Origin of the sequence: Salinivibrio sp. SS3, from assembly GCF_001722105.1 — a bacterium.
Classification (GTDB): Bacteria; Pseudomonadota; Gammaproteobacteria; order Enterobacterales; family Vibrionaceae; genus Salinivibrio; species Salinivibrio kushneri.
Window position 1 is genome coordinate 12147 of the sequence record NZ_MEBQ01000016.1, and the last position, 16467, is coordinate 28613.

Annotated in this window: 10 protein-coding genes and 1 tRNA gene; 5 read left to right on the plus strand and 6 right to left on the minus strand. The window is 51.3% G+C overall.

Going from position 1 to position 16467, the window contains the following annotated elements:
• Window positions 1-325 precede the first annotated feature (325 nt).
• Complete coding sequence (gene nhaC / locus BGL48_RS07125) at window positions 326-1765, plus strand: Na+/H+ antiporter NhaC (protein ID WP_069362011.1); 1440 nt, start codon at window positions 326-328, stop codon at window positions 1763-1765.
• 128 nt (window positions 1766-1893) lie between these two features.
• Here nhaC and yejK read toward each other — a convergent pair whose 3' ends face one another.
• Entirely contained in the window at window positions 1894-2913 is a 1020-nt protein-coding gene (gene yejK / locus BGL48_RS07130) for a nucleoid-associated protein YejK (RefSeq protein ID WP_069362012.1), read from the minus strand.
• Window positions 2914-2990: 77 nt separating this feature from the next.
• Between yejK and BGL48_RS07135 the strand changes: the two genes are divergently transcribed.
• From BGL48_RS07135 to BGL48_RS07145, 3 genes are all read left to right on the plus strand, one after another.
• A complete protein-coding gene (locus BGL48_RS07135) occupies window positions 2991-3209 on the plus strand; it encodes a YejL family protein (protein ID WP_069362013.1) in 219 nt (72 codons plus the stop codon).
• A gap of 42 nt (window positions 3210-3251) precedes the next feature.
• Window positions 3252-5129 (plus strand): DUF3413 domain-containing protein, encoded by a 1878-nt coding sequence (locus BGL48_RS07140; RefSeq protein ID WP_069362014.1) that lies wholly within the window; start codon window positions 3252-3254, stop codon window positions 5127-5129.
• Between the two features lie 135 nt (window positions 5130-5264).
• Window positions 5265-5341 (plus strand) — tRNA-Pro (locus BGL48_RS07145).
• A gap of 60 nt (window positions 5342-5401) precedes the next feature.
• Here the strand turns inward: BGL48_RS07145 and BGL48_RS07150 are convergent.
• Window positions 5402-7468 (minus strand): alpha-amylase, encoded by a 2067-nt coding sequence (locus BGL48_RS07150; protein ID WP_069362015.1) that lies wholly within the window; start codon window positions 7466-7468, stop codon window positions 5402-5404.
• Between the two features lie 169 nt (window positions 7469-7637).
• Entirely contained in the window at window positions 7638-10583 is a 2946-nt protein-coding gene (locus BGL48_RS07155) for a bifunctional diguanylate cyclase/phosphodiesterase (RefSeq protein ID WP_069362016.1), read from the minus strand.
• A gap of 222 nt (window positions 10584-10805) precedes the next feature.
• On the opposite strand from BGL48_RS07155, the gene BGL48_RS07160 reads away from it, so the two are divergent.
• Window positions 10806-11564 carry a sulfite exporter TauE/SafE family protein gene (locus BGL48_RS07160; protein ID WP_069362017.1) on the plus strand — a complete coding sequence of 253 codons (759 nt, stop codon included), beginning with the start codon at window positions 10806-10808 and terminating at the stop codon, window positions 11562-11564.
• An 88-nt stretch (window positions 11565-11652) separates the two neighbouring features.
• Here BGL48_RS07160 and BGL48_RS07165 read toward each other — a convergent pair whose 3' ends face one another.
• The 3 genes from BGL48_RS07165 to BGL48_RS07175 form a co-directional block, all read right to left on the minus strand.
• Complete coding sequence (locus BGL48_RS07165) at window positions 11653-13656, minus strand: DNA topoisomerase III (RefSeq protein ID WP_069362018.1); 2004 nt, start codon at window positions 13654-13656, stop codon at window positions 11653-11655.
• Window positions 13657-13771: 115 nt separating this feature from the next.
• Window positions 13772-14320 (minus strand): NAD(P)H nitroreductase, encoded by a 549-nt coding sequence (locus BGL48_RS07170; protein WP_069362019.1) that lies wholly within the window; start codon window positions 14318-14320, stop codon window positions 13772-13774.
• 95 nt (window positions 14321-14415) lie between these two features.
• Window positions 14416-16428, minus strand: coding sequence for an NADPH-dependent 2,4-dienoyl-CoA reductase (locus BGL48_RS07175; RefSeq protein WP_069362020.1), 2013 nt, complete (start codon window positions 16426-16428; stop codon window positions 14416-14418).
• Between the last annotated feature and the right edge of the window lie 39 nt (window positions 16429-16467).

The window sequence follows — 16467 nt, forward strand, 5'->3', positions numbered from 1 at the left end:
ATCATTAATAAAAAACACGCAGGTAACCTTTGAAAAACACGGTAACAACAACTCATGATGACAATTAACTCAGCTCGCGTTTGACTCACATAAGCGACAAAAATGTTTCCCATCTCATTGTTCTGTTAGCTAGAGTATGACGCCTCACAAATGGAACAAAGGATACTGACACACGGACAGTGATGTGAGTTTGGTTGTTGCTAGTTGCATCGCTAAATCGCGCAGGGAGTAGTCGCGCAATCACAGACGATCCACCTTCCGATAATGATATTGATACGTTCGCCCTATCGGTTGTCACCGAGTGCGACGTGAAGAAGGTTCAGTTATGACAACACATCAAATTCGATTACCATCCATCGTTCAGGTCATTCTAGCGCTGGGTGCATTTTTGGCGCTCGCGTTTTCGTTTACCGCAAAACTCGATTTACCTATCCAACTGGCACTGTTTATTGGCTGGTTTGTGATCATGGGCTTGGGGCTCAAATTAGGCCATCAATACAAAGATCTTGAGTCGGCAGCGACCAAAGGCATTTCCAACGGCCTTGGCGCGGTGTTAATTCTCCTTTCCGTGGGCGCACTCGTGGGTACCTGGATTGCCGGCGGCATTGTCCCCACTATTATTTACTATGGTCTGAAAGCTATCCATCCTTCTATCTTCCTTTTAGCGACCATGTTGATTTGCTCGTTAACCGCTTTGGCGACGGGGACCTCTTGGGGCGCGGCGGGTACCGCGGGGATTGCGATGATGGGGATTGGCCAAGGCCTTGGGATCCCCGCACCAATGACCGCGGGTGCGGTGCTCTCTGGCTGTTATTTCGGCGACAAAATGTCCCCGCTGTCTGATTCGGTGATCCTGGCTTCATCCATGTCAGGCGTGGAAATTGTCGAGCATATTAAAGGTATGCTTCCGATTGCGCTTATTAGCTACATCATTACCGGCATTCTATTTACCCTGGTCGGCTGGCACTACGCCGGCAATGTCGATATGAGCCAGGTAGAAATGGTGAAACAGGCGATGCAGGATCAGTTTGTGATCACCCCGACGTCATTTATTCCTGTGCTCATCGTACTCGCGCTGCTCGCCATGCGCCTTCCATCCTTCCCAGTGATCAGCTTTGGCTCACTACTGGGCGTGGTGTGGGCAGTGATGTTGCAAGACATGGCTCCCGTTTCGGCGATTAACACCGCTTGGGCCCCGTTCTCTGTCGCATCAGGGGTAGATTTCATTGATGCCATTCTCAATCGTGGCGGCATGTCGTCGATGCTTGGGTCTGTGGCAGTGATTGTATTTGGTCTCGGCTTTGGCGGGTTACTGGAAAAAGTGGGCGTCCTCCATACCATCGCCAGCCTCTTTGAGCGTCGCGTCAACAGTGCTGGAAGCTTGGCCACCTCCACCATCGGCACAGCCTTTATGGGCAACATTTTTGGCTCAGCGATGTACGTGTCACTGATACTGACCCCCAAAATTTGTGCGAAAAACTACGACCGCTTGGGTTATCAGCGTAAGAACTTGTCACGTAACGCCGAGTTCGGTGGTACCTTGACATCCGGGATGGTGCCTTGGAGTGACAACGGCATTTATATGGCAAGCATCTTAGGGGTCGCCACCTTGTCGTATGCGCCGTTTATGTGGCTAAGCTTTGTTTGTATCGCTGTGACTATCGTGACCAGCTATATGGGTTGGTTTGTTGATAAAGTCGATCCAGCACAAACCGTGCAGACTGATGACGCTGCGACCCTAGACGCTCAGCCCGAGCGCGCATAAAAACGCCGATAAGGTTTTGTTGCGAACACGGCACGAGGCAAAGTAAAGAAACAAGCGGGACACCATCAGGTGTCCCGCTTTTTATCATCAAGATAAACCTGACCCAACCAAGGCCAGTGATTTAGACGCTAGTCGTCATCTCGACTCGACAAGCGGCGCTGAAGCTGGTCGCGCAAGTTCGGCGGCGTGCCTTTTATGGTCAGCGTATCTGTCTCTGGATCATAAAACACACGCTCCCCCAACAGCATGGCATCAAAGTTTACCGACAAACCGCCACCGGCCCCGACAAACTTAGTGAGCTTTCGCATCGTGGTTCTGTCAGCCGGGAACTGCTCTTCAAGCTCATACCCTTGCTGGTTAGCATACTGATAAAAGTCAGTGCCTTCGGGGGTGGCCGGCAACTCGCCCGCCAGCTCTTTCACCACCACCTCATCGCCCGCTTTAAGCTGATCATTACAATAATCAAAAACTTGTTTGCGATAGTTATTCTTTTCTTCCTTGTCGAGGCGAGCATCGTCGCAGTAGTCTTCTACCGCTTGCATCAGCACCTGGTTTTGCTGCTTGCTATCCATTCCCACTTCCGCTTGTAGAAAGTCGAGGAAGAAGTCAGCGACTTTGCGCCCCACGCGGCCTTTGATAAAGGAAAGGTAACGGTTTGACTCGGCGTCCGTCTCCCACGTCGATAAGTCAATGCGCGCAGCGATATCCATCTTGCTCACATCGAGATACTCGGTGGCATTTACCTCCAACTCATCGGTGACGCGTAAACTGTGCTTGGACTCAAGCACGCCGATAAACAGATAATCCGTCGCGAGCGCTCGGTAGTGCGCCATCACCAGGGTGCCATTATCGGCAAAAGGGTATTTGGCTAGTTCAGCACGCAAGCGCTCCACCGCTTTTTCGGACAAGGCTTGAAAGTCGAGTTCACCGGTACGATAAGCCTTTAACCACTGCTGGAAGTCACTCTCGGTGTCAAACAAAGCAAACCCTTTGCCTGCTTTTGCATGATAAACCCGATGAATGTCTCCCATCAGGTTTTCGGTCTGCTCAGTCAGCGGCAACGGGCCGTCTCGAAGGTGAACGTTAAGCGAATCATCATCTTGCTTAACGATTTGATGCAATATTACGTTAGAAAGCGTGAGGGTCATGATTGAAAAGATTTTCAGTAAGACTAAAGTGTGAGTTATTATACGCTGCTTTGGTTTTAAGAATAAAAGACGAATTTATGCCTGTAACTTCAAAATATGACGACGAGCAAGTGGAACGTATTATCAACGATGTTGTCAACGTGTTAGAGCAACACGATGCATCGACAGATTTATCGCTGATGGTGATCGGGAATGTCGCCACCAACATCCTTAATCACAATATCCCTGCCGCCCAACGCCAGGCATTTGCCGACAAGTTTGCCCAGGCATTAATGGCATCTATCGATAAGCAATAATGCATAAAGCAGCAGTCGCTAATAAGAGAAGAATAAATTTGTATGGTTGATAGCGGAACATCGTATCGTGACAAAGTATCCCAGCTTATCAGTTGGGGGCATTGGTTTAGCTTTTTTAACATCATTGCCGCTATGTTGCTGGGCACGCGCTACATCAGCCAATCGGGATGGCCTGAAACCCTATTAGGGCAAAGCTACTTGGTATTCAACTGGGTTGGACACTTTGGCTTTCTGGTGTTTGCGCTTTATATTCTGATTATTTTCCCGGCCAGTTTTCTTATCCCCTCCCAGCGGTTAATGCGACTGTTTGCCGTACTGGTTGCCACTGTCGGGATGATGGTGCTGCTGCTCGATATTTACGCCTACCAAACCCTGCACCTTCATCTTAACCCGCTGGTGTGGGAGCTGCTGTTAAGCGGCGAAAAAACCGATATGAATGCGCATTGGCAGTACTTGTTTATTGCCGTGCCTGCTATTTTCATCTTAGAGTTGATTATTGCCGAATGGGTGTGGCGCAAACTGCGTAAACTGACGCGTAAACGGATTGGTATCCCCGTGGCTACCGTCTTTGCGCTTTGCTTTATCTCTAGCCATCTTATCCATATTTGGGCGGACGCCTTCATATATAGCCCGGTCACCGCACAGCGCTCTACCTTCCCGGTCTCCTATCCAATGACTGCGAAAACCTTTATGGAAAAGTACGGCTTGCTCGACAGGCAAGAGTACCAACGTTTGCGTGAACAACGTGGACAAGAAACCAGCGAAGTGATCCGGTACCCTCTTCAGCCGCTTGCCTTTGCGCCAGATGCCAACAAATACCAGAAAAACTTACTGATGGTGATGGTAGAGGGACTGCGTGCGGATATGGTAAACCCAGTCACCATGCCTCACCTCCACCAGTTTGCTAATCAAAACCTGTGGTTTAAAAATCACTTTAGCAGCAGCAATGACGACATGGCGGGGTTGTTTGGCTTTTTCTACGGCTTGCCTGGCAGTTATGCGCAAAGCGCCCGTACCGAGGGGCTGCGTCCGGTACTGATAGAAACACTCAAACAGCGTGATTATCAACTGGGGTTGTTTAGTGGCGATCATTTTGCCAATCCCATTTATTATCAAAGTATTTTCAGCCAAGCGCTTGAACGCGATAGTCAATCGGACAAACCCGCTTGGCAAGCCGATGCCGAGGCCGTCAGCACGATGCAAAACTGGCTGGGAAGTCGCGAAACCGACAAGCCATGGTTTGGTTACCTAGAATTAGCAACCGTGAATGAATACGAGCAAGGTGGTGACTACCCACAGCCTTTTCAACCGGCACTGGATAGCGCCATGGCAGGGGTCGATACTCAGACAAGCTTGGTATTAAAAAACAGCTACAACAACGCCGCGCATTATGTCGATGACCAACTTGGCCGCTTGCTTGAGCATCTAGGCCAGTCAGGGCAATTGGACAATACCGTGGTGATGATCACCGCCAATCACGGGATGGAGTTTAACGAGACCGGACTCAACAGTTGGGGCTCAAACTCAAACTACAGCCGATATCAGTTACAAGTGCCCATGATTATGCATTGGCCCAACCAAAATGCGGAGCAAACTGCGCATTATAGTAGCCACCTAGATGTGGCCCCCACATTGATGGAATCCATGTTATCGGTCAGCTCTCCGGCGGAGACGTATAGCAGTGGAACCAACTTGTTCGAGCTTAAAAACCGTCCACGCAAGTGGGTGCTCGCCGGCGATAGCCGAGATATCGTGGTGGTACAACCGCAAAAAACCACCGTGGTGGATAAGTTTGGCAACTATAAGGTGTTTGATAAGCACTATACACCGTTGCCAGAGGGGAAACCGCAGTTGTCACTGCTGATGCAAGTGATGCATGAACTGAAACGCTTTTATTATCCCGAAGAGCCGTCGTCGTGATGAGCAAGAGGCAGAGTAAAATGTCACATCGCTACGGTGGGTTGACGCTTTAATAGCCAAACGGTTGAAAAACCGAAAAACAATGCCCCTTGGCAATTGACACCCACTAGGCCGATTCGTAATATAGCGCTTAGTCGGTCTGTAGCGCAGTCTGGTAGCGCACTGTCATGGGGTGTCAGGGGTCGCTGGTTCAAATCCAGTCAGACCGACCAATATTTAAGCCCACCGTTCATCGAACGGTGGGTTTTTTCGTGTGTGCGCATTAAAGGCGGTTACTTCGCTTGCCGCCCGACAAATGCCGCAACCACGGTATCTTCGCCGCGTTGACGAGAAAACACATAGGCCCCCGCTTGGGGGATGACTTGGTGCGTACCTGCCCCAATCGCCGGGTGATCTTGCCTAAACTGGCCTACTTTACGCCAATGGTTTAGCAAATCTGTTTGCATATCATTGCGCTGCCATATCATGTCTGAACGGGTACCTTGATGGAAATCGTCTCCGTAAGGACCCAAGTCACGCCCGACTTCATCACCATAGAACACTTGTACCGCACCGGGCGCCAGCAAGAGTGCGTTAGCGGCACCACGCTGCATGCTGGCGTCTTTAAAGCGACTGAAAAAAAGCTCAGTATCATGGGACGACATATAGCTTACCGGAATGAAATCGCCCTCTTTTGCCATGGTGTCAGCATACGCTTGATAAGTGTCTTGCATTTCACTGAGGCAATACGCTCCCTTGTCCATCTGCTTTTGCAAATCGAAATTAATCAAGGCATCAAAGCCTTGGTCAAAATAAGGGCTGCGATAAGCACGGTGGCCCCACACTTCTCCCATCATCCAAAACGGCTCTCCCGTTTTGCCATGCTGATGCCGCCACGTCTCTAACGCCGCCGAGGCTTGCGATTTCAATGCTCGCCATACCTCGCCATCGACATGCTTGACCGTATCCACCCGAAAACCATCAATACCGAAACGCTCTACCCATTGGGTTTGCCATTCCAGTAAGTAATCACTCACGGTATAGTTATCGCGCGCTTCAACGCGAGTACCTGGGTTGTTGAGCAACCATTGCGGTGGCGTCACTGGCTGATCGGATTCCGTTTTAAAGTCGGGTAGCCCAGCCAGTGTCAGGGTTTTATCACTGCTGCCGGGCTGATCATAACCAGGTAACCCAGCTCGCACCCAGTCTTTGCCCCACCATTGGTGCCAGTGGGTGCTCTTGTAGTCAATGGCCTGATGGAAGTCATGCCAACTTTGCCCCTTATCGGGCTGCCAATCTTGCCATTTTTCTGGCAACTCAGCGTCATTGACGACGTTAATCCCATCTTGCTGTAAGTCCGCGAGCGTGGCATAACCTGGGTGATTAACCACAGCGTCAAGAAACACTTTCAGGCCGCGCTGGTGGGCTTCATCCATGAGGGTTTTGAGTACAGTGTCATCACCAAAGTTTTTGTCTACTTGGGTAAAGTCACGTGACCAGTAGCCATGATAGGCATAAAAAGGAAAGCTGCCCTTGCTCCCACCGCCCACAAAGCCATGGACTTGCTCGACAATCGGCGACAACCAAATCACATCTGTGCCGAGCGACTGGATATAATCCAGTTTATCGATCACCCCTTGCAGATCTCCGCCATGAAAGGTGCCGATGTTCTGTGCGTTATCTTGATGGCGTCCATAACTGTGATCATTGCTCGGATCGCCATTGTTAAACCTGTCCACCATCACAAAATAGATATTGGCATTCCGGTAGCTAAACGTAGGAGAAGGCGCGTCAACCGGGGCTAAGAGTACCAAGCCACCACTGTTCGGTGCCGGCGTCAGCGTGACACTGTGATCCTTTACACGCACCACCTGGCCACTGAGCGCTTCTTTTAGACGGGTCCCTTCGGCAAAGCTATCGCCCAGTTGCAGAGTAACCGGCCCGCCTTGATACTGCTGGCATTGCACATCTGGCAAAGGCCGCTTAAAGGTCGAGGCCGTCTTTTTTGGCTCACGCTTTACCCGTAATGTGCGCGTATCCGCTTGATAATAAAAGCCATAGTCACCAGCAAAGCGAATGGTGAGATCAAAGGTGCTGGCCGTATCGCACTCAAGCGGTATCGGCGTATTAAACTTGGCTTTGTTTGGCGTATCGGCTTGGCAGTCCCCCTCAACGCCATCCACGGTGATTTGGTAAGTGTTCTTTCCCAATGCGAAGACCGCTGGTGCGTCTACATCAAGTGGTTTATCAGCTTGTGTGGTTGAGGTGGTCACCGTGATATGAGGAGAGGCTGCGGCTGTCATTGAGAGCGACGCGGCTATCGCGATAGCGAGCCGCTGCCAAGTAAATACAGGGGTCATGATCGTGCTCCTTGCGATTTTCTTTTAGGGTAAAAAACCCGCAAGCGATTGACATCATTCCTGCGTCTGCGCCCTAAAAATGTGAGCCATGACCATCCAAGGATGAGTCAAGTCAGTCATTGCTCTGTTTAATCGGCAACCGTTTGATCAGCAACAGCATGGTGAAACATCAATCATTCTCCACACCCAAAAGCTCGCCAATATCGGCAGCAGGGGCTGGACGACGATATAAATAACCTTGCCCAAAGGTGCAGCCAAGCTCATGCAGTATGGCTTGTTGATGTAGCGTTTCAATTCCTTCCGCCACCACGCCGATCCCGAGACTATCCGCCATCGCTATCATTGCTGAAACAATGGCAACCTCTTCTTCATCGGGCGATTGGCTTTGAATATCTTTGATAAAGTGACGGTCAATTTTTAGCTTCGAGATCGGATAACGTTTTAGGTACGCCATGGACGAATAGCCGGTACCAAAATCATCGATCGCTATCCCAACCCCCTTTTCACGCAACTGTTCGAGAACACGTAACGCATTGGCTTGGTTTTCGATCAAGGTATTTTCTGTGATCTCTAATTCTAAAAAGCGCGGATCCGCGCCGGTTTTATCTAATGCCTCAGCCACTACTTGGACAAAAGTGACGTCAGCAAGGTTACGGGGAGAGATGTTTACGGCCATGGAGATCGGCGCACCCGCATCATGCCACGCTTTTAATTGCTGGCAACCGGTTTCCACCACCCATCGGGTAATATCATGAATGATTGAGCGCTCTTCCGCGACCTCGATAAAATGAATAGGAGACAGCAAGCCACGTTCGGGATGATGCCAGCGCAGTAACGCCTCGACACCAATGATTTGCCCCGTCACCAGATCCACTTGTGGCTGATAATAAAGCGCCAGTTCATTGTTTTGTACACATTGGCGTAACTCCACCGCTAAACGTAGTTTATGGTTGGCATTAATGGTTAACGCATCATCATAGAACGCATAGGTATTGCGGCCCGACTTTTTGGCGTGATACATGGCTGAATCGGCGAACGTAAGGAGCTCTTCGGTACTTGACGTATCGTCTGGGTAGTGCGCAATACCTATGCTTACCCCAATTTGTGCATCAATGCCGCCATCGAGGACAAACAAACGATTCATGGCATGGATCACATCTTCTGACAAGCGAATACACGCCGTGTTATCAGTATGAACCAAACGCAGGATAACAAACTCGTCGCCCCCTAAACGCGCCAAGGTGTCGCCTTCCTCGAGCAAGCCATGTAAGCGCTCACTGACCAACTTCAACAACTCATCGCCCACCGCATGGCCATGGCTGTCATTGACGAACTTAAACTGGTCGAGATCCAGAAACATCAAAGCGATCTGATTGCGCTGAACGGACTGCCTATTCATCGCTTGACGAACGCGGGACGTTAACAACAGGCGGTTCGGTAGCTCGGTTAGCGCGTCGTAATGGGCCAAATCAATCAGTTTTTTCTCTGAATCTTTCAGCTTAGTGATATCCGAGAACACCCCAATATAATTGACCACATTGTCAGCCTCATCTCTCACCACGCTGATAGAGAGTAGCTGGGGATACACTACGCCATCTTTGCGCCGATTCCATATTTCGCCTTTCCACCGCCCGTGGTCGGTAATTTGCTGCCACATTTCAGCGAAAAACGATTTGTCATGACGTCCAGAGTTCAAAATGGCCGGCGTGGCACCAAGCACTTCTTCCTCTTGATACCCGGTAATCGCACTAAAGCCACCATTTACCGTCACGATCCTTCCCGTCGCATCGGTAATCAACACCCCTTCACTGGACTGCTCGAAAATTTTTGCATTCAGCATCAGCTTTCTCTCTACTTCAAGACGTTCTGACACATCATGAATCACAGAAAAAAGCAGCTTGGCATGACCAATGGTGATCGGTGAAGAATGAACTTCCACTTGCCGCACCTCACCACTTTTCAGCCGATGTGAGAAGATAAAACAATTTTTCGCGCGCTGTTGTGCCTGCGAGAGGCTTTCTCTGAGGACACTATCGGTTTGGGTATTGATATCACTGATCTGCATCGACGTCAGAGCAGCATGGTCATAGCCATAGAACTGCTGCGCACTGTCATTGGCATCAAGAATATCGCCCGTTTTCGCATCGAGGAGCATCATCACCGCATCGTGACGTTTAAAAATGCTTCTAAAGCGGTAGCTATCATCCACCACACGCCCGATCGATTGGGCAAAACTGCGCCCCGCATTGTAACGGCCATACAGGCCACCCAGCCAAAAAAGCAAAATAATTGTACCCACAACCCAGACCGTGGGGTGAGGATGCAACCCTTTCCACCCCGATTGCGGTACCCCCAATAAACGCCAATCCCCCGAGGGCAAATTGACCGTGACCGTCTCAGGCGACTGGCTGAGTACTGACGTGTCACCATAAACCGTGGTAAACACTTGGTCAGATTCGCGTTTTTCTTGTAATACCGCGCGGACAGGATAGTTTTCACCTTGCTTAAAACTGGCGGAGAACAAACCATCAATATCTAACACCGTGGATAACACCCCCCAAGGCAGACCGGTGTTTTGGTTAACGATTGACTGCCTGGCAATCAACGCCGTCCCGCCTTGTATAAGCTCAACAGGGCCGGAGATGACCGGCTGTCTCGAGCCATAGGCGGCACGAACACTCTCTAGTTGCTCGGGAATATCATGATAATGGGTACCCAATACGGAAGTTTCTAACGTGTTGGGGTAAACGTGGCTGATCACCCAGTTTCGCGCGGCACCAAAATTAAGAATATAGGGGGTTTTGTCTTGAAGCTGGCCCGCAAACTGAGAAAAATCCTCTTGGTCCAAATCCGGGTTAAGGCTGATGTAGGTGGCAAGCCCGTGGCTTAAATCCAAATTCTGCGTCACTTTCAGCTCAATACGAGAGCGATAGGCCAATAGCGCACGCTGCACTTCTTTCACCTCTTGGTCATGCGCTTGCTGGTAAAGCCAAAACTCCACCGAGACCACAGAGAAAGCAAAGACCATGATGGAGATAAGCACATTATAAACAAACCCCACTCGCGCGGAGCGGCGCGCAACTTTATCAAGCGCGGATGGAACAGCTTGCTGCATGACGTGATATAACCTTATTTCGCACGACTAATAGGGCGAAAATAACCAAACTTCAGGTGTAGCACGTGATTATAAAGGGCGTGAACAGATTCGCCAGTATTACTATTAGGTTTCACAACATTGCGCATAAACAGTATGCTTGATGGGGCTTTTCTATCAAGCGGTTACCCCTTTCACTCAAGGTAACCACACCAACGCAGCGATGCTAAACAAGGAGTGTGCATGGCAATGACCCTCGAGTATGGTCTGCTACTGGTCAGCTTAGGACTGATCGCGGGGATCATTAATACATTAGCGGGCGGTGGCTCGAACTTGACCTTACCTGCGTTAATGGTGATGGGCATGCCAGCTGATGTCGCCAACGCCACCAACCGTGTGGCGGTTTGGTTACAGTGTGTATCTGGCATGTCAGGCTTTCGCCACCACAATAAGTTGGAGACACAAGACATTGTCCCCGTTTTACTCCCCAATTTACTCGGTGGCCTTTGCGGCGCATTAGCTGCCGCTTGGCTACCGGCAAGCTGGGTGAAACCCTTGTTGCTTGGCACTTTGCTGACCATGACGCTAGTGATGCTGATTAAACCGGCGACCTTTGGCCCTCCAGAGGGAACACCAACGAAGCGCGTTAAAGATACCCCCATGGCTTGGTTGGGTCTCTTGCTGGCAGGCTTCTATGGCGGCTTCGTGCAAGCCGGGGTAGGATTTGTACTACTGGCAGCCCTTTGCGGCACGCTTCACTACGACCTAGTGCGTGGCAATGCGCTCAAGCTGGCCTGTACGCTCGCCTTCACCAGCTTATCTTTAGTGGTGTTTATTGCCGATGATCTGGTGCGCTGGGTACCAGGGCTGATTTTAGCCATTGGCACCATGTTGGGCGCACGAGTGGCCGTTCGCTTTGCCATTTCCGCCAGCCCCAAGGTGCTGAAAGCCTTCTTGTTTGTGATGACCTTGATCGGCTGCATCGCCGCGTATGCGTTCTAACAGGTCACCTTGTACGTTTGCTCGCCACATGCTTCACATGCAAGCTGTCGCCATAGTGGTGGTAATATGGCGTACCGCACCAACAACATTATTTTGCGGCTTTGCGTCTCGCTTTCGTGGCGCGCGCTGATGTCGCCGTTGACTTTGTATTAGCTGCCGGCTTTGCTTTCGCTGTCCGTTTTCGGTAGCCGGACGTGCGCCGCCCTTTGCGCGCGAACGATTTAGTGGGGGCGGCAGGCAAATCGCTTAACGAGGCCGGTGGGGGCGATGTTTTTACGGTTTCAATTAAGCCTGTCACTTGTGCCGTTAATTCTTGCATAAAAGGGTGATACGCACACTGACGATCCGCCATATCTTGCAGTTGCCGCTCCCAATCCGCGGTCATATCCGGATAGGTGGCACTGTCTGGCAGCGCCGCGATAAGCCCTTTACCACTGGCGCTAGCGTGCAACGTCTTTCCTTGCCGCGTTAATAAGCCACGTTTCACCAATAACTCAATAATACCGGCACGGGTGGCTTCAGTGCCTAAGCCGTCGGTCTCGCGCAATATCTCTTTCAGCGCTTTGTTTTGTACATAGCGACCAATGCCTGTCATCGCCTGCAGCAGCGTGGATTCCGTAAACGCCGCCGGCGGCTCTGTCATGCAATCTTTAATCTCACCGCGTTCACAGCGTCCTTGTTCGCCTTTCTCCATTAGTGGCAAGGGAGCCGCGTCGCTGTCAGCGGTGTTATTTGTCGGCAACAAAGCACGCCAGCCGGCCAACGTCAGCACCTTCCCTTTGGCAATAAAACACCCACCTGCGATATCAAAGATGAGCTTCCCTTCTGCGTATTCAGCGGCCGGGTAAAACTGCATCACGTATTGGCGCGCGATGAGCTGATAAATCTTTGCTTCATCGGCTGACAAGCTTGTCGGCGCGACTTTCGCTGTGGGAATAATTGCATGGTGAGCCCCTACTTTACTGTCGTTCCATGCCTTACCTTTGCGCTTGGTATCAGCTCCCTCACATGCTTGGCTAAGCGTCTCACAGCCTTGCTTAATGGCACCGAGTATCTTATTTGCCTCGGCGAAATGGCCTTTGGGCAAATAGCGACAGTCTGAGCGCGGATAAGTGATCAGTTTGTGGCGTTCGTAAAGCTGTTGGCACACATCCAGTGCTTTTTGTGCACTAAAACCAAACCGCTTTGAAGCGTCAATTTGTAGTGCCGACAAGTTGTACGGCAACGGCGCGGCCTGTTTACGTTGCTGACGCTCCGCTTCAGTGACGGTCGCGGTTTGTCCTGCGATGCGTTGTGCGACGTTCTCTGCCAAGGGACGAGACAGGACGCGTCCCTGTTCATCTTGCCACTTTGCGCACGCTTCACTGGGCTGCCAACGTGCCCGTATCTCTCCCTCTGGATGAGCAATGATCGCATCCAGTTGAAAAAACGGGTGAGGTACAAAACTGTCTATCGCCTGATCACGGCGCACCACCAGTCCTAACACTGGCGTTTGCACACGTCCAACCGATAACACGCCTTGGTAGCCGGCCTGTTTCCCTAACAAGGTATAGGCGCGAGACAGATTCATTCCATACAACCAGTCGGCGCGTGAACGCGCTAAAGCCGATACGGACAGTGGCATGTAGGCTTTGTTATCTTGCAGTTGCGCGAGGGCTTTCTTCACCGCAGAAAGGTTTAAGTCACTGATTAAAAGGCGCTTAATGTTAGCTTTTTTGTTGGCACTGACCTTGGCGTAGTCAATCACTTCATCAACCAACAACTGCCCCTCTCGATCGGGATCACCCGCGTGCACCAGTTGATCAAACTGTTTGATCAGTTTTTTGACGACTGCCAGTTGCGCCGCGGCGGCTTGACGAGGACGGAGCTGCCATTTTTCAGGCACAATCGGCAGATCAGCCAAATCCCACTTTTTATAGCGGCTGTCATACGCATCCGGCTCAACCTGCTCTAACAAATGGCCGATACACCAGGTCACTACATCGCCTTGAGCGGTCTCGATGTACCCTTTGTGATTTTTGTGCGGTTTAGGCAGTCCCGCCGCAATCGCGCGCCCGAGACTGGGTTTTTCCGCTATAAACAATCGTGCCATGACAAAGCCTTTTTAACCGTCGCTGAGCGCATGGTATGCAAAGGCCGATCAGGGCGCAATAAAAAACCTGTACATATGCACAGGTTTTTTCGAGGTAAACGCGATTTATCCTAGTTTACAGGTAGGTCACAAACTTACTGGTATCACGCTTAGGAGCATTAGCTGGGGCGCAATCAGGCGTCCCTAAGTATAAAAAGCCGACAATTTGATCGTCACCTTCTACCGACAGCGCTTCGCGCACAGCAGGATGATAAGCAAACGCGCCAGTGCGCCAAAACCCTTGAAAGCCCTGCGCGACAGCGGCCATTTGCATCGCTTGTGTGGCACATCCCGCCGAAATATGTTGCTCAATGGTAGGAACCTTATCGTGCGGACGCGTGCGGGCAATCACTGCCACCACCATAGGCGCTCGAAGCGGGGCGTTACGCGCTTTTTCAATCGCCGCCTCATCCGCGCCATTAGTTTGTGCGGCGTCGGCAAGAATAGTGGAAAGCCGGGTAAGCCCCTCACCTTCGCAGATCACAAATTGCCACGGCGTCAACGCGCCATGATCAGGGGCGCGCAGCCCTGCTTGAATAATGTTTTCAAGCACGTCACCGCTCGGTGCGGGCGCGGCGAGACGCGGTATCGAGCGGCGCTGTAAGAGCATTTCAAGTGCGTCCATGATTCATCCTTTTTACCGTTAAACGGCCATGTATAACTCGGTGATCACAGGTTAACACAGCCTGAAACGGATAAAATCGTGCAAAGTGTATGGATTTAGAGCGCCAACGCCGTTTCAATCCCTTGGCGAATCGCACGCTTCGCATCAAGCTCGCCCGCATGCTCTGCCCCACCAATTAAGTGATAGGACAGATTAGCTTGTTTCAACTGCTCTGCAAGCTGATTAACCGACTCTTGCCCGGCACACAAGATGATCTGAGTGGCAGGAATCAAGTGCGCCTCGTCTTTGATACTTACATGTAGTCCCTCATCATCAATTTTGTGATAGGTCACCCCCCCCACAAGATTCACGCCCCGTTTTTGCAAGGTTTTACGATGGATCCAGCCTGTGGTTTTGCCCGGCCCTTTGCCAACTCGGCCTTCTCGGCGCTGTAATACCCAAACCTGCTTATCGCTATGGGTATCATGGCCAGGATACAAGCCGCCTTCGTGGCTAATGGTTTTATCGATGCCCCACTCTTTGAGCCAATCATCCAAGCTTTGATCCTTGGGCTCGGTGATCATGGTGGCAACATCCACTCCAATGCCTCCCGCGCCGATAATCGCGACATGGCTACCCAAGGCCGGGTTGTCACGAATAAAGGTTTGGTAGTCAATCACCTTTGGATGCTCGATCCCTTCAATCGCAGGGCGACGCGGTTTCACCCCTGTCGCCACCACAACGTCATCAAAGGCACTTAATGTATCCACATCCACTGTTTGATTGAGTTTGACCGTCACTCCCGCTTTTTCCAACCTTCGGAGGTAATAGCGAATCGTTTCTTTAAACTCTTCTTTTCCTGGAATGGCCATCGCCAAATTGAATTGCCCGCCTAGACGATCCGACTTTTCGAACAAGGTCACATCGTGGCCGCGTTCGGCCGCCTCGGTGGCACAGCTAATCCCTGCCATGCCACCCCCAATCACCGCCACCTGTTTCACTTGCCGGACCGGTGTGGCGATCAGTTCGGTTTCGTAACAGGCTTTCGGATTCACCAAGCAACTTGCCCGTTTTCCTTTAAATACGTGATCAAGACAGGCTTGGTTACAAGCAATACAGGTATTAATATCATCCGGCTGCCCCGCCTTGGCCTTGGCGACAAACTCAGCGTCGGCCAAAAAGGGTCGCGCCATCGACACCATATCCGCCTGCCCGCTGGCCAAAATCGATTCAGCGACCTCAGGCGTATTGATGCGGTTACAGGTCACCAAGGGCACCGACACTTCACCTTTTAATTTTTCCGTCACCCAGCTAAACGCACCTCGTGGTACCTGAGTAGCAATGGTGGGTACACGGGCTTCATGCCAACCGATCCCCGTATTGATAATGGTCACGCCCGCTTGTTCAAGGCCCTTCGCTAAGGCAACCACATCCTCGAAGGTATTGCCTTGCTCGACCAAATCCAGCATCGATAGGCGGAATATCACGATAAAGTCGTCGCCAGCGGCCTGACGCACCGCGCGCATCACTTCAACGGCAAAGCGCATTCGATTTTCAACCGTTCCGCCCCACTGGTCGTAACGACGGTTGGCGCGGTGACAGAAAAATTGGTTAATGAGGTAGCCTTCCGACCCCATGATCTCAACGCCATCATAGCCCGCTTCGCGGGCAAGCGCAGCACTACGCCCAAACGCTTTAATGGTACGCCAAATCGCCCGCTCACTCATTTCAAACGGGGTAAATTTACTGATGGGGGCGCGAATGGCTGATGCACTTTGCGCGAAAGGATGAAAGGCATAACGCCCCGCGTGCAAAAGCTGAAGCGCAATTTTCCCGCCATGGGCATGGACCGCTTCCGTAATGGCACGATGTGCACGTGCCGCGCGTCCAGAGCTGAACTGGGCGCTAAATGGCGTCAAACGACCGCGAAAATTGGGCGAGAAGCCACCCGTCACAATCAACCCTACATCGCCTTTCGCACGCTCGGCGTAGAAGGCCGCTAGCTTTTTAAAACCATCGTTTGCTTCTTCAAGCCCAGTATGCATAGAGCCCATTAGCACGCGATTTTTTAGGGTGGTAAACCCAAGATCGAGGGGGGCTAGCATGTGGGGATAAGGGTGCTGTTCCATTGCTTGCTCACTTATTGTTTTGTGGTCTGACCAGACTAT

Excerpts from the sequence above, each read along its gene's own strand:
- nhaC (WP_069362011.1), top strand. The coding sequence starts at position 326 with ATGACAACACATCAAATTCGATTACCATCCATCGTTCAGGTCATTCTA.
- yejK (WP_069362012.1), bottom strand. The coding sequence starts at position 2,913 with ATGACCCTCACGCTTTCTAACGTAATATTGCATCAAATCGTTAAGCAA.
- BGL48_RS07135 (WP_069362013.1), top strand. The coding sequence starts at position 2,991 with ATGCCTGTAACTTCAAAATATGACGACGAGCAAGTGGAACGTATTATC.
- BGL48_RS07140 (WP_069362014.1), top strand. The coding sequence starts at position 3,252 with ATGGTTGATAGCGGAACATCGTATCGTGACAAAGTATCCCAGCTTATC.
- BGL48_RS07150 (WP_069362015.1), bottom strand. The coding sequence starts at position 7,468 with ATGACCCCTGTATTTACTTGGCAGCGGCTCGCTATCGCGATAGCCGCG.
- BGL48_RS07155 (WP_069362016.1), bottom strand. The coding sequence starts at position 10,583 with ATGCAGCAAGCTGTTCCATCCGCGCTTGATAAAGTTGCGCGCCGCTCC.
- BGL48_RS07160 (WP_069362017.1), top strand. The coding sequence starts at position 10,806 with ATGGCAATGACCCTCGAGTATGGTCTGCTACTGGTCAGCTTAGGACTG.
- BGL48_RS07165 (WP_069362018.1), bottom strand. The coding sequence starts at position 13,656 with ATGGCACGATTGTTTATAGCGGAAAAACCCAGTCTCGGGCGCGCGATT.
- BGL48_RS07170 (WP_069362019.1), bottom strand. The coding sequence starts at position 14,320 with ATGGACGCACTTGAAATGCTCTTACAGCGCCGCTCGATACCGCGTCTC.
- BGL48_RS07175 (WP_069362020.1), bottom strand. The coding sequence starts at position 16,428 with ATGGAACAGCACCCTTATCCCCACATGCTAGCCCCCCTCGATCTTGGG.